This window comes from Cupriavidus sp. 05N40, from assembly GCF_056397305.1.
In genome coordinates this window covers 17906-43372 of the sequence record NZ_JBFTND010000028.1, presented here as the reverse complement: position 1 = coordinate 43372, position 25467 = coordinate 17906, and the positions used below count along the sequence as shown (strand labels likewise).

The 25467-nt window shown below is 65.9% G+C and carries 24 protein-coding genes and 1 pseudogene; 7 read left to right on the top strand and 18 right to left on the bottom strand.

The genetic code is table 11. The features are described from left to right. The 8 genes and pseudogenes from AC1DO7_RS09080 to AC1DO7_RS09045 form a co-directional block, all read right to left on the bottom strand. Positions 1–176 (bottom strand): annotated as a pseudogene (locus AC1DO7_RS09080) (HPr(Ser) kinase/phosphatase); the annotation flags it as partial. 77 nt (positions 177–253) lie between these two features. Then, a complete protein-coding gene (gene ptsN / locus AC1DO7_RS09075) occupies positions 254–709 on the bottom strand; it encodes a PTS IIA-like nitrogen regulatory protein PtsN (RefSeq protein WP_441613713.1) in 456 nt (151 codons plus the stop codon). Positions 710–1113: 404 nt separating this feature from the next. Next, entirely contained in the window at positions 1114–1464 is a 351-nt protein-coding gene (gene hpf / locus AC1DO7_RS09070; protein WP_441613712.1) for a ribosome hibernation-promoting factor, HPF/YfiA family, read from the bottom strand. A 49-nt stretch (positions 1465–1513) separates the two neighbouring features. Beyond that, entirely contained in the window at positions 1514–2989 is a 1476-nt protein-coding gene (locus AC1DO7_RS09065) for an RNA polymerase factor sigma-54 (protein WP_441613711.1), read from the bottom strand. Between the two features lie 147 nt (positions 2990–3136). Then, positions 3137–3922, bottom strand: a complete 786-nt coding sequence (gene lptB / locus AC1DO7_RS09060; protein ID WP_441613710.1) for an LPS export ABC transporter ATP-binding protein — start codon at positions 3920–3922, stop codon at positions 3137–3139. 44 nt (positions 3923–3966) lie between these two features. Then, on the bottom strand, positions 3967–4611 hold the full coding sequence (lptA, locus tag AC1DO7_RS09055) for a lipopolysaccharide transport periplasmic protein LptA (protein ID WP_477116016.1): 645 nt from the start codon (positions 4609–4611) through the stop codon (positions 3967–3969). Between the two features lie 89 nt (positions 4612–4700). Next, positions 4701–5330, bottom strand: a complete 630-nt coding sequence (lptC, locus tag AC1DO7_RS09050; protein ID WP_477116015.1) for an LPS export ABC transporter periplasmic protein LptC — start codon at positions 5328–5330, stop codon at positions 4701–4703. A gap of 15 nt (positions 5331–5345) precedes the next feature. Then, on the bottom strand, positions 5346–6329 hold the full coding sequence (locus AC1DO7_RS09045; RefSeq protein ID WP_441613707.1) for a KpsF/GutQ family sugar-phosphate isomerase: 984 nt from the start codon (positions 6327–6329) through the stop codon (positions 5346–5348). A gap of 151 nt (positions 6330–6480) precedes the next feature. On the opposite strand from AC1DO7_RS09045, the gene AC1DO7_RS09040 reads away from it, so the two are divergent. Next, on the top strand, positions 6481–8460 hold the full coding sequence (locus tag AC1DO7_RS09040; RefSeq protein WP_441613706.1) for a monovalent cation:proton antiporter family protein: 1980 nt from the start codon (positions 6481–6483) through the stop codon (positions 8458–8460). 70 nt (positions 8461–8530) lie between these two features. Here AC1DO7_RS09040 and AC1DO7_RS09035 read toward each other — a convergent pair whose 3' ends face one another. Together AC1DO7_RS09035 and AC1DO7_RS09030 are read right to left on the bottom strand one after the other, a co-directional pair. Next, positions 8531–8923 carry a ribbon-helix-helix domain-containing protein gene (locus AC1DO7_RS09035; protein ID WP_441613705.1) on the bottom strand — a complete coding sequence of 131 codons (393 nt, stop codon included), beginning with the start codon at positions 8921–8923 and terminating at the stop codon, positions 8531–8533. Positions 8924–8980: 57 nt separating this feature from the next. Next, positions 8981–9559 carry a DJ-1/PfpI family protein gene (locus tag AC1DO7_RS09030; RefSeq protein ID WP_477116014.1) on the bottom strand — a complete coding sequence of 193 codons (579 nt, stop codon included), beginning with the start codon at positions 9557–9559 and terminating at the stop codon, positions 8981–8983. Positions 9560–9723: 164 nt separating this feature from the next. Here AC1DO7_RS09030 and AC1DO7_RS09025 point away from each other — a divergent pair, with 164 nt between their 5' ends. The 3 genes from AC1DO7_RS09025 to AC1DO7_RS09015 all read left to right on the top strand — a co-directional run bounded on the left by AC1DO7_RS09025 (position 9724) and on the right by AC1DO7_RS09015 (position 12906). Beyond that, positions 9724–10296: an adenine phosphoribosyltransferase gene (locus tag AC1DO7_RS09025; RefSeq protein ID WP_441613703.1), complete on the top strand. Its 573-nt coding sequence runs from the start codon at positions 9724–9726 to the stop codon at positions 10294–10296. A gap of 44 nt (positions 10297–10340) precedes the next feature. After that, on the top strand, positions 10341–10949 hold the full coding sequence (locus AC1DO7_RS09020) for a LysE family translocator (protein WP_441613702.1): 609 nt from the start codon (positions 10341–10343) through the stop codon (positions 10947–10949). A 271-nt stretch (positions 10950–11220) separates the two neighbouring features. After that, positions 11221–12906: a Na/Pi cotransporter family protein gene (locus AC1DO7_RS09015; protein ID WP_441613701.1), complete on the top strand. Its 1686-nt coding sequence runs from the start codon at positions 11221–11223 to the stop codon at positions 12904–12906. Between the two features lie 31 nt (positions 12907–12937). On the opposite strand, the gene AC1DO7_RS09010 is transcribed toward AC1DO7_RS09015, so the two are convergent. Then, positions 12938–13423 carry an adenosine-specific kinase gene (locus AC1DO7_RS09010; protein ID WP_477116013.1) on the bottom strand — a complete coding sequence of 162 codons (486 nt, stop codon included), beginning with the start codon at positions 13421–13423 and terminating at the stop codon, positions 12938–12940. Between the two features lie 131 nt (positions 13424–13554). Next, on the bottom strand, positions 13555–16416 hold the full coding sequence (gene uvrA, locus AC1DO7_RS09005) for an excinuclease ABC subunit UvrA (protein WP_441613699.1): 2862 nt from the start codon (positions 16414–16416) through the stop codon (positions 13555–13557). Between the two features lie 338 nt (positions 16417–16754). On the opposite strand from uvrA, the gene AC1DO7_RS09000 reads away from it, so the two are divergent. Together AC1DO7_RS09000 and AC1DO7_RS08995 are read left to right on the top strand one after the other, a co-directional pair. Continuing rightward, entirely contained in the window at positions 16755–18023 is a 1269-nt protein-coding gene (locus AC1DO7_RS09000; RefSeq protein ID WP_441613698.1) for an MFS transporter, read from the top strand. A 205-nt stretch (positions 18024–18228) separates the two neighbouring features. Continuing rightward, complete coding sequence (locus tag AC1DO7_RS08995; protein WP_477116012.1) at positions 18229–18783, top strand: single-stranded DNA-binding protein; 555 nt, start codon at positions 18229–18231, stop codon at positions 18781–18783. A 221-nt stretch (positions 18784–19004) separates the two neighbouring features. Here AC1DO7_RS08995 and AC1DO7_RS08990 read toward each other — a convergent pair whose 3' ends face one another. The 5 genes from AC1DO7_RS08990 to AC1DO7_RS08970 form a co-directional block, all read right to left on the bottom strand. Further along, a complete protein-coding gene (locus tag AC1DO7_RS08990) occupies positions 19005–20237 on the bottom strand; it encodes an MFS transporter (RefSeq protein ID WP_441613696.1) in 1233 nt (410 codons plus the stop codon). A 76-nt stretch (positions 20238–20313) separates the two neighbouring features. Continuing rightward, positions 20314–20775, bottom strand: a complete 462-nt coding sequence (locus tag AC1DO7_RS08985; protein WP_441613695.1) for a chromate resistance protein ChrB domain-containing protein — start codon at positions 20773–20775, stop codon at positions 20314–20316. A gap of 37 nt (positions 20776–20812) precedes the next feature. Further along, a complete protein-coding gene (locus AC1DO7_RS08980; protein ID WP_441613694.1) occupies positions 20813–21403 on the bottom strand; it encodes a superoxide dismutase in 591 nt (196 codons plus the stop codon). A gap of 18 nt (positions 21404–21421) precedes the next feature. Continuing rightward, a complete protein-coding gene (locus AC1DO7_RS08975) occupies positions 21422–22627 on the bottom strand; it encodes a chromate transporter (RefSeq protein ID WP_441613693.1) in 1206 nt (401 codons plus the stop codon). A gap of 40 nt (positions 22628–22667) precedes the next feature. Continuing rightward, positions 22668–23642: a chromate resistance protein ChrB domain-containing protein gene (locus AC1DO7_RS08970; RefSeq protein ID WP_441613692.1), complete on the bottom strand. Its 975-nt coding sequence runs from the start codon at positions 23640–23642 to the stop codon at positions 22668–22670. A 284-nt stretch (positions 23643–23926) separates the two neighbouring features. Here AC1DO7_RS08970 and AC1DO7_RS08965 point away from each other — a divergent pair, with 284 nt between their 5' ends. Further along, positions 23927–25267 carry an MFS transporter gene (locus AC1DO7_RS08965; RefSeq protein ID WP_441613691.1) on the top strand — a complete coding sequence of 447 codons (1341 nt, stop codon included), beginning with the start codon at positions 23927–23929 and terminating at the stop codon, positions 25265–25267. Here the strand turns inward: AC1DO7_RS08965 and AC1DO7_RS08960 are convergent. Then, entirely contained in the window at positions 25240–25395 is a 156-nt protein-coding gene (locus AC1DO7_RS08960) for a hypothetical protein (protein WP_441613690.1), read from the bottom strand. The genes AC1DO7_RS08965 and AC1DO7_RS08960 overlap by 28 nt on opposite strands. Positions 25396–25467: the final 72 nt, after the last annotated feature.

The following is a 25467-nucleotide window of genomic DNA, read 5'->3' as shown; positions in this document are numbered from 1 at the left end:
CGGTTCGGGTGGATCAGGTTCAAGTGCCCGACGAGATCGGCGGCGGACGTGGCTTCACGCGCGAACTCAACGTCGAAGGCCCGGTCGGCCCCTTCCAGGCCAGCGACCCAGGAGAGTTTGATGTCGGCTGCGTTGTCGTCGAAGATCGACTGCGAGGTGACGCCAGTGAGTTCCATGCGGTGCTTTCGGGGGACAGGCTTTCAGGCCGGGGAGGCAACGGCCCTGTTGGCCGGGCAGGGCTTGCCCCGGCGGGTCAGGGATGCCATTGCGTCAGCAACTGGTGCACGGCATCGGGAGTGGGCAGGGTAGCGAGTCCTTCGCGCATTTCGCGGTCGGACAGCAGCTGGGCAATCTCGGAAAGGATCTCCAGGTGCTGCTGGGTAGCCTGTTCGGGCACGAGCAGGAAGATCAGCAGCGACACCGGCTTGCCGTCAGGCGACTCGAAGGGGATCGGCTCGCCCAGGCGCATGAAGGCGGCCAGGGGCTGCTTGAGGCCCTTGATGCGACCGTGCGGAATGGCAACCCCGGCTCCGAGGCCGGTCGAGCCCAGCGATTCGCGGGCGAACAGGTTGTCGGTCACGGTAGCGCGCGCTACGCCATGGTTGTTCTCGAAGAGGAGCCCGGCCTGTTCGAACACCCGCTTCTTGCTGGTGACGCTGACGTCGAGGTTGATGTTGCCGGGTGGCAGCAATTTAGCCAAACGATTCATGTGGAATGCGCAGGTTTTTCTAGTAAGCAGGCCCGTGGCCAGGAGAGGGCCGCACCAGGCAAAGGGGATAGAAAGGCTCGTGCCCTCGTTTCACCGGTTATCCCATGCCGGTGTCGGGCGTCTGGCCATTATAGAGCAGGCCCGCCCCCGCCTTGTGCATTGCAATAGCCGATGCGCGGAAGCGGTGCCGCGCGCACGGAAAAATTGCCGCGCTATTGCTTATGTATTGCACAGCATACACCGGGAGCGTGGCCTTGCGGAATCCCCTTGCGTGATTCGATACCGGCCGTAAATGCGGGAGAACGCCACAAAAATGTGCGCAAAAAAGCCGCGCATCGGGCGCGGCTTGTTCTGGTTTCAAGGGACTGACACCGACGGCCCCCTAGGTGGGCCGCCAGGCACGGTCATTGCTGCATCTGCGCTGCGGCCAATTGATACTTGACCGCTTCGCGGTCGTGGCTTTGCACGCGATCCTTGTGGCGAATCACCTGCCGGTCGAGCTTGTCGACTAGCGCGTCGATAGCGGCATACAGGTCTTCGTGATGCGCTTCGACAAAGATGTCCTTGCCCTTGAGATGTAGATTGATTTCCGCGTACTGCCGCCGGTCCTTTTCTTTTGTATTGTCGACAGATAGCAGCACACTTACGCCAATGACTTGATCGAAATGCCTGACGATACGCTCCAGTTTCGTTTCCACGTACTCACGCAGCGGGGGCGTGATGTCCAAGTGGTGTCCACTGATCTTGAAGTTCATAGCGTTTCTCCTTCTGAAAGAGTTGCATCAGGCAGGCGATGCAACTCGGCTACAAAGACTTGCGGAGATTTACGGCAGGGATTTTCAGCGCCTCGCGGTACTTGGCGACGGTACGGCGCGCCACCACGAAGCCTTGCTCGCCGAGCAGTTCGGCGATCCTGCTATCCGACAGGGGATTCCTGGGATCTTCGGCTCCTATGAGTTGCTTGATCAACGCTCGAATTGCCGTTGAAGAGGCCGCGCCGCCGGTTTCTGTGGATACGTGACTGCCGAAGAAATACTTCAGCTCGAAAGTCCCCATCGGCGTTGCCATGTATTTATTGGTTGTCACCCGAGAGATGGTGGACTCGTGTAGACCCAGTGTATCGGCAATCTCCCGCAAAACCAAGGGGCGCATCGCAATTTCCCCGTGGGTGAAGAAGTTCTTTTGACGTTCGACAATCGCTTGTGCGACGCGCAATATGGTGTCGAAGCGCTGCTGGATATTCTTGATCAACCAGCGTGCTTCCTGCAATTTTTGCTGCAGTCCGGCAGCCCCTGAATCGCCTTTTGCACCGCGCAAAATCTGCGCGTACATATCGTTGATGCGTAGCCGCGGCATCACATCCGGATTGAGTTGCGCGATCCAGCCGCCGCTCATTTTTCGCACGAAAACATCCGGCACCACGAAATCCGCCTCGGGGCGGCTATAGGCATGGCCGGGATACGGGGCGAGCGAGCGGATCAGTTCGTGCGCGGCCTTGAGGTCGGCCTCGTCGACCTGCAGCGCTTTCTTCAGGCGCGTGTAGTCGCGCACCGCGAGCAGCTCCAGGTGGCTGGTGACGATGGTCAGGGCCAGTTCGCGCTGCGGATGGGTGAGCCGGCGCAGTTGCAGCGCCAGGCATTCGGCGGCGTTGCGCGCACCTACGCCGGCCGGGTCGAAGCTCTGCAGCAGGGTCAGGACGGCGTGTACCTCGTCGATCTCGAACTCGAGTTCCTCGGGCAGTTCGGCGCAGATCTCCTCGAGCGAAGCGCTAAGGTATCCGTCGTCGTCCAGCGACTCGACCAGGAAGATCGCGAGCCCTTTGTCGCGCATGGAAATCTTCAGCGGCGCGAGTTGCTCCATCAGGTGCTCGCGCAGCGTCGGCTCGGCGTCACGCAGCTGCATCGGCGTCTTTTCGTCCTCGTCGCCCTGCGGGCGGCGGGCAAAGTCGTCGAGGCTCCAGTCGCTGCCGTAATCCTCGCCGCTGTCGGCGTAGTTGTCGTCGCCATCGGCGGCGCCGTCGGGGCGGTTCTCGCTGGTGCCCTGGCCATCGGCGGGCGCAGGCGCGGGCGCGCTCTGCAGGTTGACGGAGCCATCGGCACCCACGCGCAGCGGGCTTTCGATCCAGTCGTTTTCGCGTTCGAGCAGGGGGTTCTCGGTGAGCGCTTGCTCAACTTCCTGCTGCAGTTCGAGCGTGGACAGTTGCAGCAGCCGGATCGACTGCTGGAGTTGCGGCGTAAGCGCGAGATGCTGCGAGAGGCGGAGCTGTAGCGACGGTTTCATGCGACCTATTTTATGCGCAACTTCCATGCCGTTGGAACGGAAATTGCTATCGCTGATGCCGCCGTGATCGTTTGCAGGATGAAAGGCGACATGAACGCCGCCTGGCCGCGAATATCCCGGCTGCGCGGCAGTAGGCCGCGCCCCGCGTTACATGCGGAAGTTCTCGCCCAGGTAGACCTTGCGCACCGATTCGTTGGCAATGATGTCTTCGGGCTGGCCTGACGCCAGCACGGTGCCTTCGCTGATGATATACGCGTGGTCGCAGATGCCAAGCGTCTCSCGCACGTTGTGGTCCGTGATSAGCACGCCGATGTTGCGYGCCTTGAGGAAGCTGACGATGCGCTGGATTTCGCCCACCGCGATCGGGTCCACGCCGGCGAACGGTTCGTCGAGCAGGATGAAGCGCGGCGCGGAAGCCAGCGCACGGGCGATTTCCACGCGGCGGCGCTCGCCACCGGACAGCGACAGCGCCGGATTCTCGCGCAGGTGGGCGATCTGCAGGTCGTCGAGCAGCGAGTCCAGGCGTCGCTCGATATCCGCCTTGGACAGCGGCTTGCCGTCGTGCACCTGCAACTCGAGCACGGCGCGGATGTTCTCCTGCACGTTGAGCTTGCGGAACACCGAGGCTTCCTGCGGCAGGTAGGACAGGCCCATGCGCGCGCGCTCRTGGATSGCSAGGCCGCTGATGTGCTTGTCGTCGAGCACGATGTCGCCTTCGTCCAGCGCCACCAGCCCGACGATCATGTAGAACGAAGTGGTCTTGCCCGCGCCGTTGGGACCCAGCAGCCCGACCACCTCGCCGCTCTTCACGTCGAGCGACACGTCCTTGACCACCGTGCGCGAGCCGTAGCGCTTCTTCAGGTGGCGCACGACCAGGGTGCTGCTCTCGGTCAGGACGTTGGGCTGGGACGGTTCGGTTTGGGTAGCGGTCATGAAGGCTGAATCCGTGGATCGGGCGGCGCTGCTGCGCGCCGGCGTCAGGGGTTGGYGGGGGCAGGGGCCGGCTTGAGCGGCAGCGGACTGGCGGCGGCGCCGCTGGCGGGCTGCTCCTGGCGCGGCGAGAGCACCGCGCGCACGCGTCCGGACGGGCTGCCTGCCGTGGCGTTCTCGGCGCCGCCGGTGGCCGTGTAGAACTCGTTGCGGCTGTCGTAGGTGATCACGGCACCGCGGATCTCGTCGACCAGCTTGGCGCCGGCCAGGCGCGCCATGCGGGCGCGGCCGATCAGCTTGGAGATTTCCTGCTTGCCGTCGGACTCGATGCGGTCGCCCCAGCCGTCGATGTATTCGTCGACGTTGTCGCGCTTCTGGCGGATATAGGCCTGCTTGCCTGCCTTCGAGGTGGCCACGGCGTACTGGTAGCCCTCGGGGTCGGTGCGCACTTCGGCCGCATCGGACTTCAGCACCATGGTGCCCTTGGTCAGCACCACGTTGCCGGTCAGTACGTACACCTGCTTGACGTCGTCGTAGCTGGCATTGTCCGCCTCCAGCACCAGTGGCTTGTCGCGGTCGGCCTTCTCGGCGCGGGCGGGCGCGGCCAGCGCAAGGCCGAGCATGGCTGCCAGCGTCAGCAGGGCAGCCGTGCTGCGACGGCGACAGGACGATGTCGTCAGGAATGGATTCATATTGGCGTGGTGGCGGTTGGCGCGGGCGGCTCTGGCCCGCGGGCGGCTTCGTTTCTTGGCTGTTTCCGGGCGCGGCGCGTCAGGCTTCGTCAGGGCTGCTTCGCGGCGCTGGCCGGCGGCCCCGTAATGATGGTGCCGTGTACGTTACCCAGCAATTGTACTTCGCGSGTGACRTTGTTGAAGAYCAGKCCGTTGGCSGTCATCACCGACGGGCCGCGCGTGAGCTTGACGGCCTTGTCGGTCTTGACGATGTCGTCGTTGACCAGCACCTGGAAGTACTCGGACGCAGCGGTCATCTGCGGATCCTTGGCGGGATCGGGCCCCTGCGCGCGCACGATCAGCGCGTTGCCGAACAGGTCCACCACCGAGCCCTCGGCATTCATGGTGCCGCGGTCGGAGTGGCCGGTCACCGGCGGGCGGTCAATCTCATAGGCGCGCATGGCCGGGCGCGTCACTTCGTAGGTCTGGTCGTCCTCGAAGTGGGTCATCTTGTCGCCGGTGAAGCGCATCTTGGTGTTTCCGTCCTCGGCAAGCTCCGTGGCGGAAAAATGGATCATGTAGTAATCCGGCTCGTGCTTCTTGCCGACCGGGCCGGTGGCGGCTTCGCGCGGCGAGTTGACCTGCACCAGCCAGAAAGTGCTGCCCGCCACCAGCGCCATCAGCAGCAGTGGCAGCAGCCGCATTCCGAGCCGGCTCACGGAGGACAGGAGATCCCGCATATGCTGTGGCCGCCCTCAGATGACCTTGGCGCGGGTCAGGTCGTGGATATGCAGCGCGCCGACCAGGCGGTGCTCGGCGTCGACCACCAGCATCTGGTTGATGCGGTTCGCCTCCATCACCTGCACCGCTTCCACGGCCAGCTGGTCCGGGCCCACGGCGTGTGGCGCGCGGTGCATGACCTCGCTGATCGGCACCGTCTTCCAGTCGCGGGGGGTCTCCAGCAGGCGGCGCAGGTCGCCGTCGGTGAACACGCCGATCAGGTGATCGTCCGGATCCACCACGGCGGTCATGGCCATGCCCTTGCGCGTGATTTCCATCAGCGCCTGTGCCAGCGGTGTGCTTTCGCGCACCTTGGGCACCGCGTTGCCGCTGCGCATGACATCGCGCACATGGGTCAGGAGCTTGCGCCCGAGCGCGCCGCCCGGGTGCGAGCGGGCGAAGTCTTCCTCGCCGAAGCCGCGCGCGTCGAGCACCGCCACCGCCAGCGCGTCGCCCATCGCCAGCGCGGCGGTGGTGCTGGCGGTCGGCGCCAGGTTGAGCGGGCAAGCTTCCTTCTCGACGCCGGCATTGAGGTGGGCGTCGGCCATCTTGGCCAGCGTGGAGCCGGGATTGCCGGTCACCGAGATCAGCTTGGCGCCGATGCGCTTGACGATCGGCAGGATCGACAGCARYTCGGCGGTYTCGCCGGAATTGGAGAAGGCGATCAGCACGTCGTCGCGCGTGACCATGCCGAGGTCGCCGTGGCTGGCCTCGGCAGGATGCACGAAGAACGAGGGCGTGCCGGTCGACGCCAGCGTAGCGGCCACCTTGCGGCCGATATGCCCGGACTTGCCGATGCCCGACACCACCACGCGGCCGCTGCACTCCAGCGTGAGCTGCACGGCATGCGCGAATTCGCCGTCCAGGCGGCCCGCAAGGGCGGCAACGGCGTCTGCTTCGATCTGGAGGGTCTCGCGAGCAAGCCGAAGTGCTCGATCCGCATTGAAATTAGCTATCATGGCGACGAAGTATACCAACGAATGCGATGGCGCCTTGCCTGTTCCGGGGATCGGGCAGCAAAGGCGGCCGCCGCGCTTGCCGTAATCCGCCGGCAGGGTCGCCCGCGCCGGGCGTGGCCCTGTCCCGGGGCGGCGTACCAGGCCCTTGTCGATGCACTCTCCRCTGGACCTGACTCTCGTGTTGCTGGCCGCCGCCGTGTTCGGCGTGGTCGCATTCCGCATGCTGCAGCTGCCGCCGATGCTGGGATACCTGGCGGTCGGCATCCTGATCGGTCCTCACGCGCTAGGCCTGGCCAGCGATACCGCGCAGACCAAGTACCTGGCCGAATTCGGCGTGGTCTTCCTGATGTTCTCGATCGGGCTGGAGTTCAGCCTGAGCAAGCTCAAGGCCATGAAGCGCCAGGTGTTCGGGCTGGGCGGCTCGCAGGTGGTGCTGTCGATGCTCGTGGTGGTGCCGGCGAGCTGGCTGTTCAACTGGGCGTTCCCGATGACCTGGCAGGCTTCGGTGGCGCTCGGCGGGGCGCTGGCGATGTCGTCCACCGCAATCGTGTCCAAGATGCTCTCGGAGCGCCTGGAGCTGGAAAGCGAGCACGGGCGCAACATCATCAGCATCCTGCTGTTCCAGGATCTGGCGGTGGTGCCGCTGCTGATCGTGATCCCCGCGCTGTCGCGCGATCCCGGCGACATGGCCATGGCGCTGGCGCTGGCCACGCTGAAGATCGCGGTGGCCCTGAGCCTGATCTTCTTCGTCGGGCAGAAAGTGATGAGCCGTTGGTTCCACGTGGTGGCCGCGCGCCGCTCGCAGGAACTGTTCATGCTCAACCTGCTCCTGGTCACGCTCGGCATGGCGGCGCTGACCGAGCGGCTCGGGCTGTCGATGGCGCTGGGCGCCTTCATGGCCGGCATGCTGATCTCCGAGACGCCCTACCGCCACCAGGTGGAAGAAGACATCAAGCCCTTCCGCGACGTACTGCTCGGGCTGTTCTTCGTCACCATCGGCATGTTGCTCAATATCCACGTGGTGCTGGACCACCTGTGGCTGGTGCTGGGGCTGCTGGCGGTGCCGATCCTCTTCAAGCTGCTGCTGATCTCCGGCCTGGCACGCGCGTTCGGCTCGCGCCAGGGCGTGGCGATCCGCACCGGCCTGGGCCTGGCGCAGGCGGGCGAGTTCGGCTTCGTGCTGCTCAACCAGATCGACGGGCTGAACCTGGTCGATCCGGTGCTGATCCAGGTCATCCTGGCCTCGATGCTGCTCTCGATGCTGGCCGCGCCCTTCCTGATCCAGTACAGCGATGCCATCGTGCTGCGCTTCGCCGCCAATGAATGGCTCATGCAGTCGCTCAACATGACGCGCATCGCCGCGCAGAGCCTGCAGACGGAAAAGCACGCCATCATCTGCGGCTTCGGCCGCAGCGGGCAGAACCTCGCCCACATGCTCGAGCGCGAGGGCATCACCTATGTCGCGCTCGATCTGGACCCCGACCGCGTACGCGAGGCCGCGGGCGCCGGCGACACCGTGGTGTACGGCGACGCCGGCCGGCGCGAGGCGCTGATCGCCGCCGGGCTGCACCGGGCCGCCGCCATGATCATCACTTACGCCAACACACCTTCCGCCCTCAAGGTGCTGCACCACGTGCAGGAGCTCGCGCCGGCCCTGCCGGTGATCGTGCGCACCGTGGACGACTCGGAACTCGACATCCTGCAGAAGGCCGGCGCCACCGAGGTGGTGCCGGAGATCATCGAAGGCAGCCTGATGCTGGCCTCGCACGCGCTGGTGCTGCTCGGCGTGCCGATGCGCCGCGTGGTGCGCGGCGTGCAGCAGGCGCGCGACGCGCGCTACAGCCTGCTGCGCGGATACTTTCACGGGCGCGACGACGAAGAGGATATGGTCGAGCGCGACTCGGTGCGCCTGCATTCGGTCTCGCTCGGCCCCGACGCCACTGCGCTCGGGCGCAGCCTCGGCGCGCTGGGGCTGGAACGCATCGGGGTGGAGGTGACGGCAGTGCGCCGGCGCGGTATCCGCGCCTTCGACCCCCAGCCGGAAACCGTGCTGGAGCCGGGCGACGTGGTGGTGTTGCGCGGGCAGCCGGAGGCGCTGGAGGCGGCGGAAAAACGCATGCTGACGGGCTGAAGGGCGCACGGCCCGCAAGGACGGCCTGCAAGCACGCCCCGCAAGCGCCCGGCAAGGCACGGCTGTGGCGCTATGCCGCCACGCGGCTGGCGGTTTTCGATCCTTCCACGCTGTCGGCCCATGACGGCGGCAGGCCTTCGAGCACGGAGCGCGCGTCGAGCGAGCGGATCGGGATGCTCGGATCGGCCGGGATGCGGCCCTCTGCCTGCAGCATCAGGTACCGCAGGCAGCACACGCGCAGGAAGGAGGTGAAATTCGCCGCCTCGCCGCGGTAGGCGGCCAGTTCGTCGTGCAGCCGCGTGATGAGCTGGCCCACGCTCATGCCGTCGCGCCCGGCCAGCGTTTCCAGGACTTCCCAGAACAGGCTTTCCAGCCGGATGCTGGTGGCCACGCCGTGCAGGCGCAGCGAGCGCGACTGGCAGAGGTACGACTCCGGGTTGGCCCGGATAAAGATTTCGCACATGGGGGACTCCGGTTCGGCGCGGCCCGGCGCAAAGGGCGGGCCGCGTTTCGGCAGCCTCTACTGTACGATCCGGGTGCCCAGCACCGCAAGGAACTGCGCCAGCCAGGCCGGATGCGCAGGCCATGCGGGCGCGGTCACCAGGTTGCCGTCGGTGTGGGCCTGGTCCACGGGGATGTCGGCGTATTTGCCGCCAGCCAGGYGCACCTCGGGCGCGCAGGCCGGGTAGGCCGAGCAGGTGCGGCCCTCCAGCACGCCGGCCGCGGCCAGCAGCTGGGCGCCGTGGCAGACCGCGGCGATCGGCTTGTTGGCGCTGGCGAAGTGGCGCACGATCTCCAGCACACGGTCGTTCAGGCGCAGATACTCCGGCGCGCGCCCGCCCGGGATGACCAGCGCATCGTAGGCGACGGGGTCGACCTCGGCGAAGGTCGCGTTCAGCGTGAAGTTGTGGCCGCGCTTCTCGCTATAGGTCTGGTCGCCCTCGAAATCGTGGATGGCGGTCGCGCAGCTGGCGCCGGCCTTCTTGTCCGGGCAGACCGCATGGACCGTATGGCCCACCATCTGGAGTGCCTGGAAAGGCACCATGGTTTCGTAGTCCTCGGCGTAGTCGCCAACCAGCATCAAGATCTTTTTTGCCATCGCGGTCTCCTGTATGGTTACGGGTGCCCGGCGGAACGGCGCGCAAGCCTGCGCGCCCGGCCCCCCTGGTACCAGCCCATTGTGTTGCCGTTCGCGGCAGCCCGGGTGGTAGCCCATTACCGCATCCGGCCTGCCACGGCGGCAGGCTGTCAGAACGAGTTCCCATGCCCAATACCACTATCCAGTCGTCCGCCCTCGGCCACGTCACCGACTACCTGCGCGAGCGCATCCGCACCGTGCCCGACTGGCCGCAGCCCGGCGTGATGTTCCGCGATATCACGCCTCTGCTGCAGGATCCCAAGACCCTGCGCGTGCTGATCGACGTCTTCGTCCACCGCTATATGGACGCCCGCCTGGACCTGGTCGCCGGCATCGACGCGCGCGGCTTCATTCTCGGCGCCATCGTGGCCTACGAGCTCAACCTCGGCTTCGTGCCGATCCGCAAGAAGGGCAAGCTGCCCTTCCAGACCGTGTCCGAGGAATACGAGCTGGAATACGGCAGCGCCACCGTCGAGATCCACGCCGACGCCTGCAAGGCCGGCGACCGCGTGCTGCTGATCGACGACCTGATCGCCACCGGCGGCACCATGATGGCCGGGCGCAAGCTGCTCGAGCGCCTGGGCGCCACGGTGGTGGAGGGCGCCGCCATCGTCGACCTGCCGGAGCTGGGCGGTTCGCGCCATCTGCTCGACAGCGGGCTGCCGCTGTTCACGGTGTGCCGCTTCGACGGCCATTGAGGCGCGCCGCGCGCTCACCTGGATAGACCACCGGAGCCTGTTCCATGCCGGATCTCATGCTGTTCCTCGTCACCTCGGTGGCCATCACCCTGGCTCCCGGGCCCGACAACCTGCAAGTGCTGGCGCGCGGCATGGCGCAGGGGCGCCGCGCCGGCGTGGCGGCGGCGCTGGGCTTTGCTTTCGGTTGTCTCTTCCACACCGTGGTGGCAGCCGTGGGGCTGGCGGCCGTGCTGCGTTCCTCGCCGCTGGCCTTCCAGTGCATCAAGTTCGCGGGGGCCGCCTACCTGATCTGGATCGGCATCCAGGCGCTGCGCTCGCGCGGGGCGCTGGGCAAGGCCGCCGACACGCCGGAGGTGCCGCTGTCCACGGTGTTCCGCCAGAGCGTGCTGGCCAACCTGATGAACCCCAAGGTGACGCTGTTCTTCCTGGTGTTCCTGCCGCAGTTCGTGCGCGCCGATGCCGCCCACCCGGGCTGGCAGATGCTGGTGCTGGGCGTGGTCTTCATGCTGCAGACGGCGGTGGTGTTCTCGCTGTTCGGGCTGTTCGCGGGTGTGCTGGGCGACTGGCTCAAGCACCGTCCGCGCGCCGGCCGCTGGCTTGACCGCGTTGCCGGCGCGATCTTCGTGGTGCTCGGCATCAAGGTCGCGCTATAGGCCCGGACGCCCGGGCATCCGGACGCCCGAACAGCCCGGACGCCCGGTGTCCGCGCGGCCCCGCTGCCGCCCGGACTGCCGGCACTGTTGCGCAGTTCCACGCGCCATCCCCATGGCGTTGCCCGCACATGCATGCGGGCGCATAATGCCCCATTGACAACAACGATACGATGACCGGGCGGCAACTTGCGGCCGGCATTTGCCTCAGCCTTCATGCCGGGCTCCGGCACCTGCCATCGCAACGGCGGCACCGGTCACAGAAGGGTGGACCATGGGCGTTTTACTTCATTTGCTTTCCGGCGTGGCGCTGCTGGTTTGGGGCACCAACATCGTCAAGGTGGGCATCTTGCGCGTGTACGGCGCCAACCTGCGCCACGTGCTTTCCTCCAGTATCTCCAACCGCCTCTCGGCCTTTGCCGCCGGGCTCGGCGTGACCGGCCTGGTGCAGAGCAGCAATGCCACCGCGGTGATCGTCAGTTCCTTTGTCGGCCAGGGCCTGATTGCCGTGGCACCGGCGCTGGCCATCATGCTGGGCGCCAACGTGGGCACCGCGATCATGGTGCAGGTGTTCTCGCTGGACCTGTCGTGGCTGTCGCCGCTGCTGATCTTCGTCGGGGTGATCCTGCACCTGTCCTGGAAGGGCAACAAGCCCGGCCACGTCGGCCGCGTGCTGATCGGCCTGGGGCTGATCACGCTGGCGCTCGAGCTGATCTCCATCGCCACGCGCCCGGTGGTGCAGGCAGCCGGCGTCAAGGTGCTGTTCGGCACGCTGACGGGCGATCCGACGCTCGACATGCTGATCGGCGCCTTCCTCACCATCCTGTGCTACTCGAGCCTGGCAGTGGTGCTGTTCTGCGGCGCGCTGGCCTCGGCCGGCGTGGTTTCGCTGCACGTGGCGCTGGCCCTGGTGCTGGGCGCCAACCTCGGCTCCGGGATCTCGGCGCTACTCACCACCTCGGGCAACAACCAGCCCGGCAAGCGCGTCACGCTGGGCAACCTGCTGTCGCGCCTGCTTGGCTGCGTGGTCGCGCTGCCCCTGCTGGGGCAGGCCGAGAGCCTGCTCGCGCTGTTCGATGCCGACCCGCAGCGGCTGGTGGTGAACTTCCACCTGCTGTTCAACGTGGCGCTGGCGGTGTTGCTGCTGGGCGCCACCGGCCCGCTGGCGCGCCTGTGCGAGGCGGTGCTGCCGGGCCGCAATACCGGCGACAGCCAGGTCACGCCGCGCCACCTGGACCTGGCCGCGCTGTCCACGCCCGCGCTGGCGCTGTCCAACGCCGCGCGCGAAGTGCTGCGCATCGGCGACCGCATCGAGCAGATGCTCGACAACATGCTGCGGGTGCTGCGCAACAACGATGCCAAGCTGGCCGCCGCCACCTGCCGCATCGACGACGAGGTGGACGACCTCTACACCGCCATCAAGCTCTACCTGACCCAGATCAGCCTGGAGGCCCTCGACGAGCGCGACGGCCGGCGCTGGACCGAAATCATCTCGCTCACCATCAACCTCGAGCATGCCGGCGACATCATCGAGCGCATCCTGCTGGATGCGCGCGACAAGAAGATCGCCCACAACCTGGCCTTCTCGGAGGCAGGCATGCAGGAAATYGCGCAGATGCATGCGCGCGTGGTGGCGAACCTGCGCCTGGGCTTGTCGGTCTTCCTCTCCGGCGACCTCAGGAGCGCGCAGCAACTGATGGCCGAGAAGGCCACCTTCCGCGACCTGGAGCGCCAGTACGCGCGCACCCACCTGCAGCGCATCGCCGTGCAGACCGCGGAGAGCATCGAGACCAGCTCGCTGCACCTCGACGTGATCAGTGACCTCAAGCGCCTGAACTCGCTGTTCTGCGCCACGGCCTACCCGGTGCTGGAAGAGGCGGGCGTGCTCAACCGCAGCCGCATGAAGGAGGACGACGGCGAGCCGCCGGTGCGGGCAGTGCCGTCCGCCCAGGCGCACTGAGGCGCGGCCCGCGCCCGGCGGGCGCGGGATGTCAGAGCTTGTAGCCGATCTGGCGCAACAGGTCGCGCCGCCAGGCGATGTCGGCGTCGGTTTCCAGCCCGAGCGGCGGCTCGCCGTCCACCACGCCCAGTACCGCGCGGCCTTGCGCGGTCTGCGCGATCACCACCTCGACGGAATTGGCCGTGGCGCAGTAGATCCTGCAGACCTCGGGCACCGCGCGCACCGCGCCCAGCACATTGACGGGATAGAAGCCGTCGCCCAGGAACAGCAGGAAGCTGTGCCCGGCGCCGATCGCCATGGCGTTGCTGCAGGCCAGGTCGATCAGCCCGTCGTCGTTGCCGGACCAGCGCACCAGGCGCTTGCCCGAGGCTTCGCAGAAGGCCAGCCCGAAGCGGATGCCCGGCACCGCGCCGACCAGCGCCTCGTGGATGTCGTCGACGGTCTTGATGAWGTGCGACTGGCCGAAGATGAAGTTGGTCGCCTCCGGCTTGGAGACCGGTACTACGCTGAGTTCCATGGCCATGCTCCTGCATCGACCCGAGCGAATCGGGATCTTCCGCAGTCCATGGTAGGCCGCGCGGTGTCGAATGCAAGGCGCCACCGCCGCGGGGGCGCGCACGGCGGCGCGCCGGCCAGGCCGATGCGCGCTCAGCGCGCGAGCAGCGGCGCGAGGTACTTGCCGGTAAAGCTGGCGCGGCTGCCGGCCACGGTTTCCGGCGTACCCTTGGCGATCACCTGGCCGCCGCCGGCGCCGCCCTCGGGGCCCATGTCGAGCAGCCAGTCCGCGGTCTTGATCACGTCCAGGTTGTGCTCGATGATCACCACCGTATTGCCCTGGTCGCGCAGCTTGTGGATGACCTTGAGGAGCAGCTCGATGTCGTGGAAATGCAGGCCCGTGGTGGGCTCGTCCAGGATGTAGAGCGTGCGCCCGGTGTCGCGCTTGGACAGCTCCAGCGAGAGTTTCACGCGCTGCGCCTCGCCGCCCGACAGCGTGGTGGCGGACTGCCCCAGGCGGATGTAGCCCAGGCCCACGTCGAGCAGTGTCTTGAGCTTGCGCCGTACCACCGGCACTGCGTTGAAGAACTCGTGCGCCTGCTCCACCGTCATGTCCAGCGTCTCGTGGATGCTCTTGCCCTTGTAGAGCACCTCCAGCGTCTCGCGGTTGTAGCGCTTGCCGTGGCACACATCGCAAGGCACGTACACGTCGGGCAGGAAGTGCATCTCCACCTTGAGCACGCCGTCGCCCTGGCAGGCCTCGCAGCGCCCGCCCTTGACGTTGAACGAGAAGCGGCCCGGATCGTAGCCGCGCTCCTTGGCCGCCGGCACGCCGGCGAACAGCTCGCGGATCGGCGTGAACAGGCCCGTGTAGGTGGCGGGGTTGGAGCGCGGCGTGCGCCCGATCGGGCTCTGGTCGACGTTGATGACCTTGTCGAAGTGTTCCAGCCCGTCGATGCGGTCGTGCGCCGCCGGCTCCGCCGTGGAGCCGTACAGGTGGCGCGCCACCGCGTGGTACAGCGTGTCGTTGATCAGCGTCGACTTGCCCGAGCCGGATACTCCCGTGACGCAGGTCAGCAGGCCCACCGGGATCTCCGCGCTGACGTTGCGCAGGTTGTTGCCGGTGGCGTTGATGATGCGCAGCAGCTTTTCCTCGTCGGGCGCGGCACGCTCGGCCGGCACCTCGATGCGGCGCGCGCCGGACATGTACTGGCCGGTAAGCGAGTTGGGCGACTGCTCGATCTGGGCCGGCGTGCCCTCGGCCACGATCATGCCGCCGTGCACGCCGGCGCCCGGGCCGATGTCGACCACGTAGTCGCAGGCGCGGATCATGTCCTCGTCGTGCTCCACCACCAGCACGGAATTACCGATGTCGCGCAGGTGCTTGAGCGTGCCGATCAGGCGGTCGTTGTCGCGCTGGTGCAGGCCGATCGACGGCTCGTCCAGCACGTACATCACGCCGGTCAGGCCGGAGCCGATCTGCGAGGCCAGGCGGATGCGCTGCGCCTCGCCGCCCGAGAGCGTGTCCGCGCTGCGCTCGAGCGAGAGGTAGTCCAGCCCCACGTTGTTGAGGAAATTCAGGCGCGCGGTGATCTCCTTGACGATCTTGTCGGCGATCTCGCGCTTGGCGCCGTGCATGTCCAGTGTGAGGAAATACGTCAGCGCATCGCGCAGCGGCCAGCCGTTGATCTCGAAGATGGCGCGCGCCTGGTCGTTCTCGCCCAGCTTGACGTGGCGCGCCTCGGTGCGCAGCCGCGTGCCGTGGCAGGCGGGGCAGGCCTGGTTGTTCTGGTACTTGGCCAGTTCCTCGCGCACCGCGACCGAGTCGGTCTCGCGGTAGCGCCGCTCCAGATTGGGGATGATGCCCTCGAAGGCATGCTCGCGCACCGTGGTGCGGCCGCGCTCGTTCATGTAGGTGAACGGGATCTCGACGTCGCCCGAGCCATGCAGCACCACCTCCTGCACCTCGGCGGGCAGGTCCTCGAAGGCCGTATCCAGCTCGAAGTCGTAGTAGGCGGCCAGGCTCTGCAGCATCTGGAAGTAGAACTGGTTGCGCCGGTCCCAGCCCTTGATCGCGCCCGAGGCCAGCGACAGGTTGGGAAACGCCACCACCCGCTTGGGATCGAAGAAGGTGATCTGGCCCAGCCCGTCGCAGCTCGGGCAGGCGCCCATCGGGTTGTTGAACGAGAACAGGCGCGGCTCCAGCTCCTGCAGCGAGTAGGAACAGATCGGGCAGGCGAACTTGGAGCTGAAGCCGTGCTCGTGCGCGCTGTCGATCTCCAGCGCAATGGCGCGGCCGTCGGCCAGGCGCAGCGCCGTCTCGAACGATTCCGCCAGGCGCTGCTTGATGTCGGCGCGTACCTTGACGCGGTCCACCACCACGTCGATGGAATGCTTTTCGGTTTTCTTCAGCTTGGGCAGCGCGTCGACTTCATAGACCACGGCCGGCGCCTCGTGCGTGGTGCCGCCGCCCGAGCGGATGCGAAAACGCACGAAGCCCTGCGCCTGCATGGTGTCGAACAGGTCGAGGTGCTCGCCCTTGCGATTGGCCACCACCGGCGCCAGGATCATCAGCTTGGTGTCTTCCGGCAGCGCCAGCGCGGCATCCACCATCTGCGACACGCTCTGTGCCTGCAGCGGCAGGTTGTGGTCCGGGCAGTAGGGGGTGCCGGCGCGCGCGAACAGCAGGCGCAGGTAGTCGTGGATCTCGGTGACCGTGCCCACCGTGGAGCGGGGGTTGTGGCTGGTTGCCTTCTGTTCGATGGCGATCGCCGGCGACAGGCCTTCGATCAGGTCCACGTCGGGCTTTTCCATCAGCTGCAGGAACTGGCGCGCGTAGGCCGAGAGCGACTCCACATAGCGCCGTTGCCCCTCGGCATACAAGGTGTCGAAGGCCAGCGATGACTTGCCCGAACCGGATAGCCCGGTGATCACGATCAGCTTGTTGCGGGGCAGATCGAGATTGATGTTCTTCAGGTTGTGGGTACGGGCACCACGGATTCTGATTTCTTCCATATACCGAATGTCTTCGCCAGGCGGGCCGCCAGTCAGGTCGACAGGCCGGTCTCACGGAATTTCCAAGAAAAAAGCATGCCAGGCACGGCTCTGGCAGCCCGCTCCGGGCCGCGCGGCGCCCGTTGCGGCGCCCAAAGCGCGGCGAAGCAAACCTGTTAATATACCGAACTTCGGTTTCCGGGGTTGCCCGTCCTTGTGTGGCGATGCCTCCGAGGGTGTCTCCGAGGGTCCCGCGATGGGTGCCATCCGGGGGCTTCCGGGGGTGCAGCGCGGCACCGCATCCGGCGTGCTGCATGGGCCGGTCCGGCAACCAGTCTCGGAAATTCCCCACGATCGCAATGTCGTCGATCCATAGCTCCTCCCAAGATGCGGCCAAGGCCGACGATTCCAAGGCCGATGGCGCCAGGCCCCAGGCCGCCGGTCGCGACCGCATGACCCGCATGGAACTGCGGGCCAGCATCTCGCTCGCCAGCATCTTCGCACTGCGCATGCTCGGGCTGTTCCTGATCCTGCCGGTGTTCGCCGAATACGCCGCCGGGCTGCCCGACGGGCACGACGCCCAGCGCGTGGGCCTGGCCATGGGCATCTATGGCCTGATGCAGGCCTTCCTCCATATCCCGCTGGGCTGGCTGTCCGACCGCGTCGGCCGCAAGCCGGTGATGGTGGCGGGGCTGCTGCTGTTCGTCGCCGGCGGCCTGGTGGCGGCCGGGTCGGACACGCTGACCGGCATCATCGTCGGCCGCTCGCTGCAAGGCATGGGCGCGATTTCCGCGGCCATCACCGCCTGCATCGCCGACCTGACCCGCGAGCAGCACCGCACCAAGGCCATGGCCATGGTCGGCGGCAGCATCGGCCTGACCTTCGCGCTGTCGCTGGTGATCGCCTCGCCGCTGCTGCACAGCATCGGCATGCCGGGCATCTTCACGCTGATGTCGGTGCTCGGCGTGGTCGCCATCCTGGTCACGCTGTTCCTGGTGCCCGCGCCGCCGCCGCCGCACCCGGTGCGCTTGCCGTTCCGTGCCGTGCTGCTCAACCCCGACCTGATCCGCCTCAACGTGGGCGTGCTCGCCCTGCATGCGTCCCAGGTCGCCATGTTCATGGTGGTGCCGGCCATGCTCAGCAGCGCCGGCATGCCGCTGGACCAGCACTGGAAGGTCTACCTGCCCGTGGTGCTGGTTTCCTTCGTCCTGATGCTCGGACCCATGATGGCGGCCGAGCGCTATGGCAAGGTGCGCCCCGTGCTGCTGTGCTCGGTCGGCCTGATGACTGCCGTGCAACTGCTGTTCGCCGCGGTGCACGGCCTGTGGGGCATCGTTGGCGTGCTGCTGCTGTTTTTCGTCGCCTTCAACGTGCTCGAAGCCATGCAGCCTTCGCTGGTGTCGCGGTACGCCGCCGCGGCGCGCGGGGCCGCGCTGGGCGTGTACAACACCACGCAGGCGATGGGCCTGTTTCTCGGCGGCGCCGTCGGCGGCTGGCTGCTCAAGCACGAAGGTCGCAGCGCGGTGTTCATCGGTTGCGCGGTCGTGCTCCTGCTCTGGCTTATAATCGCCTGGAACATGAAGTCGCCCCCGGCCCGGAAAAGTAGTGCGCCGGCCGTCGCTGCCTGAAGCAGGCGGCAGCGGGAAGGCAGGTCCGAAAGGGTTTGTCGCATCACTTCGTAAAGCTTTTCGCCGCTGTTTGGCACTAGCATGACCGCGCGCCCGACTCTATGGCCGGGGGCGCGTTATTCGTTTACGCGCATTTGTTTGCGCATCAGTCAAGGCATCGCCACGCCGCTTGCAGCAGAGGGCGTGGTCCTGGGAGAACATTYACATGGCATCGRTCAACAAAGTCATCCTCGTCGGCAATCTGGGCGCGGACCCCGAAACCCGCTACATGCCCAGCGGCGACGCCRTGACCAACATCCGCCTGGCGACCACCGACCGCTACAAGGACAAGCAAAGCGGCGAGATGAAGGAAGCCACCGAGTGGCACCGCATTGCCTTCTTCGGCAAGCTGGCCGAGATCGCCGGCCAGTACCTGAAGAAAGGTTCGCAGGTCTATATCGAAGGCCGCATCCGCACGCGCAAGTGGACCGACCAGGCGGGCGCGGAAAAGTACAGCACCGAAATCGTGGCCGAACAGATGCAGATGCTGGGCTCGCGCCAGGGCATGGGCGGCGGCGGTGGCGGTGACGACATGGGCGGCGGCTACAGCGGTGGCCGCGAATCGGGCGGTGGCGGTGGTGGTGGCTACGGCGCCCGCGGCGGCCAGGCCTCCGGTGGCCAGGGCGGCGGCCAGGGTGGCGGTCAGGGTGGCGGCGCGCGTCGTCCGCAGCCAGCCCCGTCGAACGGCTTCGAGGATATGGACGACGATATTCCGTTCTGAGATACATATCTCCAGAAGTGGAGAAAAGTAGCCAAGGCCCTCTTTCTAGAGGGCTTTTTTGTTTCTGGTGACCGTCACGGAGCTATTTTGATGTGACTGGTGATGCCCGTGCCCCACGCATTGCTACACGCTCGCCTGCGCATCCGGGACTTTTGCCATTCGCATTCTCCACGCCAGCGTCACCGTTGGAAGGAGGCGGGCCGGATCAACGCCCATGTACGCTAATCGAGTGGCCTGACACGCCTGAAAGCGGCCAGGATGGCGAGGTCATAGCCAATCTTCAGCACGCCGCAGGCCAGCAACGGCGCGCCTATCCAGCCCATTGCCATCAGGCCACCGGCAAGCACCGGGCTGATGGCGGCAGCCAGGCTCCTCGGTACCGCAGTCAGGCTCGCGGCCGCAGTGCGCTCGGCTGGCGTCACCACGGCCATCACGTACGCCGTCCGGGTCGGCACGTCCATTTGCGACAGCGCACTGCGCGCGAGCAATAGCAGCAGGGTCATCGTCAGTGACGGCGCGAATGCGGCGGCGATCAGGAAGACGCTGGAAGGAATGTGTGTGAACACCATCGTGTTCAGAAGACCGACCTTCCGTGCCAGTGGCACCGCGGCGAACTGCGAGGCCGTTGTCAACATTCCAGCCCAGAAGAAGAACTGCCCTGCCGCGCCGGGAGACATCCCGAAGCGCTGCATCAGCCAAAGTGAAAGCAATGCATTGACCACCAGCCCGCCCGCGAACGCGTCCACGCTGAACAGCATCGCCAGACGAATGACGATGCGACGAGACGGGCCCAGAGGCGTTGTTGCCGAGACCGACTGCGGGGGGCTTTCGGGCAGCCGCGCATAGAGGCCCCAGAGCGCAATGCCGGTCAAGGCGTAGATGCCGAACATCAGGCGCATTGCAGCCAGAAGCGACAGGCCGGCATGCAAGGAAATCCAGCCGGGCAGGGCTGCGGCCAGGGCGCCGATGGCAGCAGAGAAGGCGCCAACAAGGCTGTAGCGGGCGTATAGCGCGGTGCGCGCGTCGGGTATCGCCGCCTCTGCCARCCGGGCCTGCTCCAGCGGCAGGAACACGCTGACATCGCCGGAACTCGGGTTCAGCGTGCCGATGAAAGCGACGATCAACAGCGGCCAGAGCGAGGACAGGCCGGCAAAGCCCACCCCGGTCGCCGCCATCAGCACTGCCGCCAGTTTCAGCAAGCGACGTTGTGGAAAACGGCTGCCGACGAGCCCGACCAGAATCGTAGCGAGGGCAGAGCCGATCAGCGTGGCGCTGCTGATCAGCCCGACAGCCAGCTGGCCAAAGCCGAGCCCCAGCAGGTACGCCGGCAAGAGTACCGCGACGAACCCGTCGCACAATCCGCGCAGCGCTCGCCCAATGAGAAGCGGCGTGACACGTGCGTCGATGCCCTGCGGAAGCAGAATCCCCGCGAGCTTGGTGTGGACGGTGGCCATTACCGACACCTCAGTCCCGTCTTGTACTCCGCAAGCTCGCGGCGAAAATCCGTTTCATCTGATGCCCCAGCGCTTTTCATGCGGACATTTGCGGCGGCCACGCATGTGTCTCCGCCTGGCAACTCTGACACCAAGCATATAGCGCGTCGTACATCACCATGCCATGTTCAAGCATTTCATGGTCGTCGGTGAAAACGTGAGACAGCCCCAGCGAAATGGCATAGAGGCCGCTCGACTGCGGTGTGAGGTCCAGCCGTGATGTATCCGCGCCGCGCACGATGCCGGCCAGTTGCTGCAGGGCCGGATCACCGCCGAGCTTGTACTTGCCGAGGAATGCGTCGAAGCTGCAAAGCTCGCCCACATGCGTCAGTTCGACACCAGGGATGTCATAAGGAATTGCGCCGCTTTCGCTGGCGATGCGCGCGACGTCCCCGGCCCGCACGTACAGGAAGTCCGGTGTCTCGTCGATAAAGCGCGCGATCAGCCATGGGCAGGCGATGCGATCGATCTTGGGGCGTTCCCGCGTGATCCACTGCATGGTGACAGTCTCCGTTGGTTTGCAGGATGCATCCAGCCTACTGCTGCAGGGCCGCCAGTCGGTCGGCCACGCGTTTCCAGTGGATGTTCTGCATGAATGCATCCACATAGGCCGCGGCCTTGGCGCCGTAGTCCATGTGATAGGAATGCTCATACATATCGAGCGCCAGGATGGGCGTGGCACCGGCCAGCGTATGAGCGTGATCCGACGCCCACTGGTTGACAAGCCGATGGTCGCGCGGCGAGTAGGTGAGCAGCACCCAGCCCGAGCCGCCGCCAAGCGCCTTGCCCATGGCCGTGAATTCGGCCTGCCAGCGTGCGAACGAGCCGAAATCGCGCTCGATGGTGGCCTTCAGATTGCCTTCCGGCGGCCCGGCATCGCCAAGGCTGTCGAAATAGACCTCATGCAGGATCATCGAATTCGTGGCGATCAGCTCCTCGCGCTTCAAGCCATTGAGCAAGAACACGGGTGCGGTCGCCATATCCAGTGCGACAAGCTCCGCCGTAATGGCGTTGAGCCGCTTTACCGCACCACCGTAGTTGTTCTCGTAGTGGCTGACGATCAGTTTCTCGGACAGGCCCGGCAGCCTGGTTGGATCGCATGAGAGCGGCTTCGTCTGGTAAGTCATGGTGTCTCCTTTGGCGACTCAGTGATGCAGCAGCGGATAGGCCACCAGGCCGATCACGGCAGCACCCGCAACAATCATGGGTTCGGGCAGCTTCTTGAACTTAAGCAGCAGCGCAACGGTGACCAGCGCCAGCAGCGCGGTGGGAATATCGACGATCGAGCGCCTGGCCAGCACAATGACCGCTCCGGTGATGGCGCCGATGGCGGCTGCGGTGACGCCATCCACGAACGCCAGGATGGCGGGCAGCTTGCCGTACTTCTTGAAGTAAGGCGCCGGCAGGATGGTGAACAGGTAACAGGGCAGGAAAGTCGCCGCCGCTGCCACGCAGGCACCCGGCAGTCCCGCGACCAGATAGCCAATGAAGCCGACGGTGATGACGACCGGGCCAGGCGTAATCATGGCCACGGCCACGGCGTCGACAAACTGCTTGTCGTTCAACCACTGGTGCTCAGTCACCACGCCGCCGTACAGGAACGGTACGATGGCAAGCCCTGAACCGAAGACGAACGCACCGGCCTTGGCAAAGAACACACCGATCTGCGAGAGCAGTGGCCAGTCCACCGTACTCAGCAGGCCGCTTGCCGCCGGGAAGGGTGTTGCTGCCATCGCATTCAGCTTGCCTTGACGCAGCCATTTCGGCGGCGCACGCCAGAACCAGACCAGAATGCCGGCCGCGAGAAATAGCCAGGCCACCTCCGACTCGGTGATGACCGTCACTGCGACGAGGACCAGGTAGATGAACCACAGCAGTTTGTCCTTGCCCACGCTTTTCCTGGTCAGCTTGTAGGCACTGATCGCGATGATGCCGATGACGGCTGCACCCACGCCGTAGAACACCGACTGCATCCACGTCAGCCCGCCGAAGCGCAGGTACGCCCAGCCGAGCGCCAGCACCATCAGGAACGATGGCAGCACAAAGGCGATGCCGATGAGCGTCGCGCCCAGGATGCGGTAATGCACATAGCCAAGATAGATCGCCAGCTGGGCCGCCAGCGGCCCTGGCGCCAGTTGTGCCAGCGCGATGCCTTCCTTGTAGTCGGCATCGGTGATCCACTGCCGCGCATCCACCAGGTCACGGTGCATGTAGCCGGCCAGTGCTACCGGGCCACCAAAGCCGAAGGTGCCAAGTCGCAGGAAGTAGAGCACCAGTTGCCGCAGCGTGTAGCCGGGGCGGCTATGCGTTGGCTGGGCCGACGAGGTATCGGCTGGTTGGGGCGAGTTCATCGTTAGTCTCGAGGGGTGAGCTTGATTGGGGGGGAGTGGCCTAGCGTTTGCGGCTGCCGGAGAAGTGCACATGGAGCGAATCGAGGACATGGCTCATCTCGCCCAGCAGGGCATCGTCATCGGGCAGCCGCTCGCGGGCACCGGTCAGCATGGCCTCGAAGCCGCTCGCTTCCGCGACGGGCGTGCCGCCGATGTCGAGTACGTGAATCATCTGGCCAAGGCGCGCCAGTCCCTTGTCCTCGTCGAGCCCAAAGCTGGCGAGCAACACCTCGAACGAAACGCGGTCGCCGATATGGGTGAAGGTCGCGCCATCGAAATCGAATCCCAGCGCATCGTCCGGGCATTGGCGCACGTCGTCGAGCCAGAGGAAGGTGGCGTGGGGATCGATGAAGCGCTGGATCAACCAGGCACAGGCGACTCGGTCCACCCAGAGGTGCCGGCGGGTCGCCCAGCGCCTTCCCTGATACTGGGCGGGATCGCGTCGCGGGATGCGGCCGGCTACTCCGTGCGGTTCGCCGGGCGACAGGAGGATGTCGACGGCCGCGTTGAAGTCGCGCCATTGCGCTTCCGCCCGGGCTGACGCATCGCTGTGGAAGAAATCGATATTCCGGATCGCGTCGAATGCCCGGCCGTGACGGCGCACCAGGCGCAGCAGTTCCGCTTCGTCCGCGTCACCCAACGTTGCACGGGCGCCGGAGAGTTCGGCCGTCCAGGTCGCATACTCGGCAGACCGGTCGAACAATGCGCGATACTCGGCATCTTCATGCGCATCGTTCGTCTGGACCGAAAGAATCCAGACCTTGCCGTCCTCGCTTTTCGCGTCCCCGGCCAGCTTTTCGAGCTGGCCGCGCAATCCTGGCTGGTCGGGCAGAAGATAGGCGCCGTCGCGCAGCGGCGCTGCGCCGAGCGACTTGATGCCGCGCCACAGTCGCATGCGCGGCGTGGCGGCCGATGTCGGCAGGCTGACGATCAGCAGCAGCCAGGCGGCCTGGGGGCTTGATTGGAGAGGGTTCATGCGCCAAGCGTAGCTGGCCGTAGTCGCCTCWTCAATGTTGTAGATATCTCTACAATTCCGGGAATCCGGTAAAGATGCGCAATCGTCACAGGCACGGGCGCTTAAGTTCAGACGCCGCTGGCGATAGTCGTCATTGGTGGACGCATCATGGCGACCGTGCCGACGCTGTTTGTCCTGCCGGCCCCATGCGGCGCGGCGTGGCCCTGGGCCGGCAACGGCATGCCGTCACAGGCGACAGCGCACTGGTCGAAGTGTAGTGAGCGTTTTGAAGCGTCGGAGACGTCATGCTTGAAGTACTGGGAAATCGCACGTACAGGCACCTGTTTGCGGCGCAGGTGATTGCACTGGTCGGGACGGGGCTGGCAACCGTTGCGCTTGGGCTGCTGGCCTACGACCTCGCCGGGGCAAACGCTGGAAGCGTCCTTGGCACGGCGCTCGCTATCAAGATGGTGGCCTATGTCGGCATCGCGCCCGTGGTGGGCGCCTTCGCCAACCGCCTGCCGCGCCGCGCATTTCTCGTGGCGATGGACCTCGTGCGTGCCGCCGTGGCCATTTCGCTGCCGTTCGTGACACAGGTCTGGCAGATCTACGTGCTGATCTTCCTGCTGCAATCGGCCTCCGCCGCCTTCACGCCAACGTTCCAGGCGACGATCCCGGACGTGCTGCCGGAGGAGAAGGACTATACCCGTGCACTGTCGTTGTCGCGCCTGGCCTACGACATGGAGAGTCTGGCGAGTCCTGCGCTTGCTGCGGCATTGCTGTCGGTCATCAGTTTTCACTGGCTGTTTGGTGGCACGGTCATTGGCTTCCTTTGCTCGGCCGCACTGGTGGTATCGGTGCGTCTGCCGCAGTCCCGTGCCGTGGACCGTACGGGCAGCATCTACGCGAAGACCTTTCGCGGGATCTCCATCTACCTGCGTACCCCGCGCCTGCGAGGGCTGCTTGCGCTGAACCTTGCCGCGGCAGCCGCCAGTTCGATGGTGATCGTCAATACGGTTGTCTACGTGCAGGGCAATCTGCAGCGTCCGGCATCGGACGTGCCGTTCGGACTGGCGGCATTCGGTTTCGGCTCGATGCTTGTTGCGCTGATGCTGCCGCGCTTCCTCAATGCGCGTCCGGACCGGCCCCCAATGCTGACCGGGGCGTTCATCATGACCCTTGGCCTTGCGTTCGGCGTGGTGCTGACCGGCCTTGCGCCGGCGGCCGAGTGGCCGGCATTTCTTCTGACGTGGTTTGTGATCGGCGCTGGCTACTCGATGACGCAGACGCCGGGCGGACGCCTGCTCAGGCGATCCGCCACCTCGCCCGACCGAGCGGCGGTGTTTGCCGCGCAATTCTCCCTGTCACATGCATGCTGGTTGATCGCCTATCCGCTGGCCGGCCAGATCGGCGCCGGGTATGGCATGACTGCAGCGTTTGCAGTGCTGGCCGGCATCTCCTTGATTGGTGTCCTTTGCGCATGGCGGCTATGGCCGGCCAATGACCCCGACATGCTGGAGCACGAGCATCCTGAAGGCGACGAACTGGATGCCCACCTGGAAGAAGGAGAGAGGACCGGACAACGCAGGCATCGCCACGCTTTCACGATTGACGACCTTCACCGGGAATGGCCCGGCAAGTGGTAATCGATGCCGCTCGCCTCGCGGGCGATCGCTTTGATGGCCTCAACTTCCACGGCTTCGAGTGAGGCCAGAGCTTGCTGAAACAGGCTTTCAATATTTAGCGTGTCAGCAGGCAGAGCCTCCTCGGACATCCACTGCCCGAAGCGGTGAACCCGGATGTGACGCCATCGGAACAGGCACCCCCGGTGTTTCCGTTCCCGATT

Bases quoted from the DNA above. Each gene is read 5' to 3' on its own strand.
- AC1DO7_RS08975 (WP_441613693.1), bottom strand. From the start codon at position 22,627: ATGAACTCGCCCCAACCAGCCGATACCTCGTCGGCCCAGCCAACGCAT.
- ptsN (WP_441613713.1), bottom strand. From the start codon at position 709: ATGAATCGTTTGGCTAAATTGCTGCCACCCGGCAACATCAACCTCGAC.
- hpf (WP_441613712.1), bottom strand. From the start codon at position 1,464: ATGAACTTCAAGATCAGTGGACACCACTTGGACATCACGCCCCCGCTG.
- uvrA (WP_441613699.1), bottom strand. From the start codon at position 16,416: ATGGAAGAAATCAGAATCCGTGGTGCCCGTACCCACAACCTGAAGAAC.
- AC1DO7_RS09020 (WP_441613702.1), top strand. From the start codon at position 10,341: ATGCCGGATCTCATGCTGTTCCTCGTCACCTCGGTGGCCATCACCCTG.
- AC1DO7_RS09025 (WP_441613703.1), top strand. From the start codon at position 9,724: ATGCCCAATACCACTATCCAGTCGTCCGCCCTCGGCCACGTCACCGAC.
- AC1DO7_RS08985 (WP_441613695.1), bottom strand. From the start codon at position 20,775: ATGCAGTGGATCACGCGGGAACGCCCCAAGATCGATCGCATCGCCTGC.
- AC1DO7_RS08965 (WP_441613691.1), top strand. From the start codon at position 23,927: ATGCTTGAAGTACTGGGAAATCGCACGTACAGGCACCTGTTTGCGGCG.
- AC1DO7_RS08960 (WP_441613690.1), bottom strand. From the start codon at position 25,395: ATGTCCGAGGAGGCTCTGCCTGCTGACACGCTAAATATTGAAAGCCTG.
- AC1DO7_RS09065 (WP_441613711.1), bottom strand. From the start codon at position 2,989: ATGAAACCGTCGCTACAGCTCCGCCTCTCGCAGCATCTCGCGCTTACG.
- AC1DO7_RS09000 (WP_441613698.1), top strand. From the start codon at position 16,755: ATGTCGTCGATCCATAGCTCCTCCCAAGATGCGGCCAAGGCCGACGAT.
- AC1DO7_RS09035 (WP_441613705.1), bottom strand. From the start codon at position 8,923: ATGTGCGAAATCTTTATCCGGGCCAACCCGGAGTCGTACCTCTGCCAG.
- AC1DO7_RS08970 (WP_441613692.1), bottom strand. From the start codon at position 23,642: ATGAACCCTCTCCAATCAAGCCCCCAGGCCGCCTGGCTGCTGCTGATC.
- AC1DO7_RS08980 (WP_441613694.1), bottom strand. From the start codon at position 21,403: ATGACTTACCAGACGAAGCCGCTCTCATGCGATCCAACCAGGCTGCCG.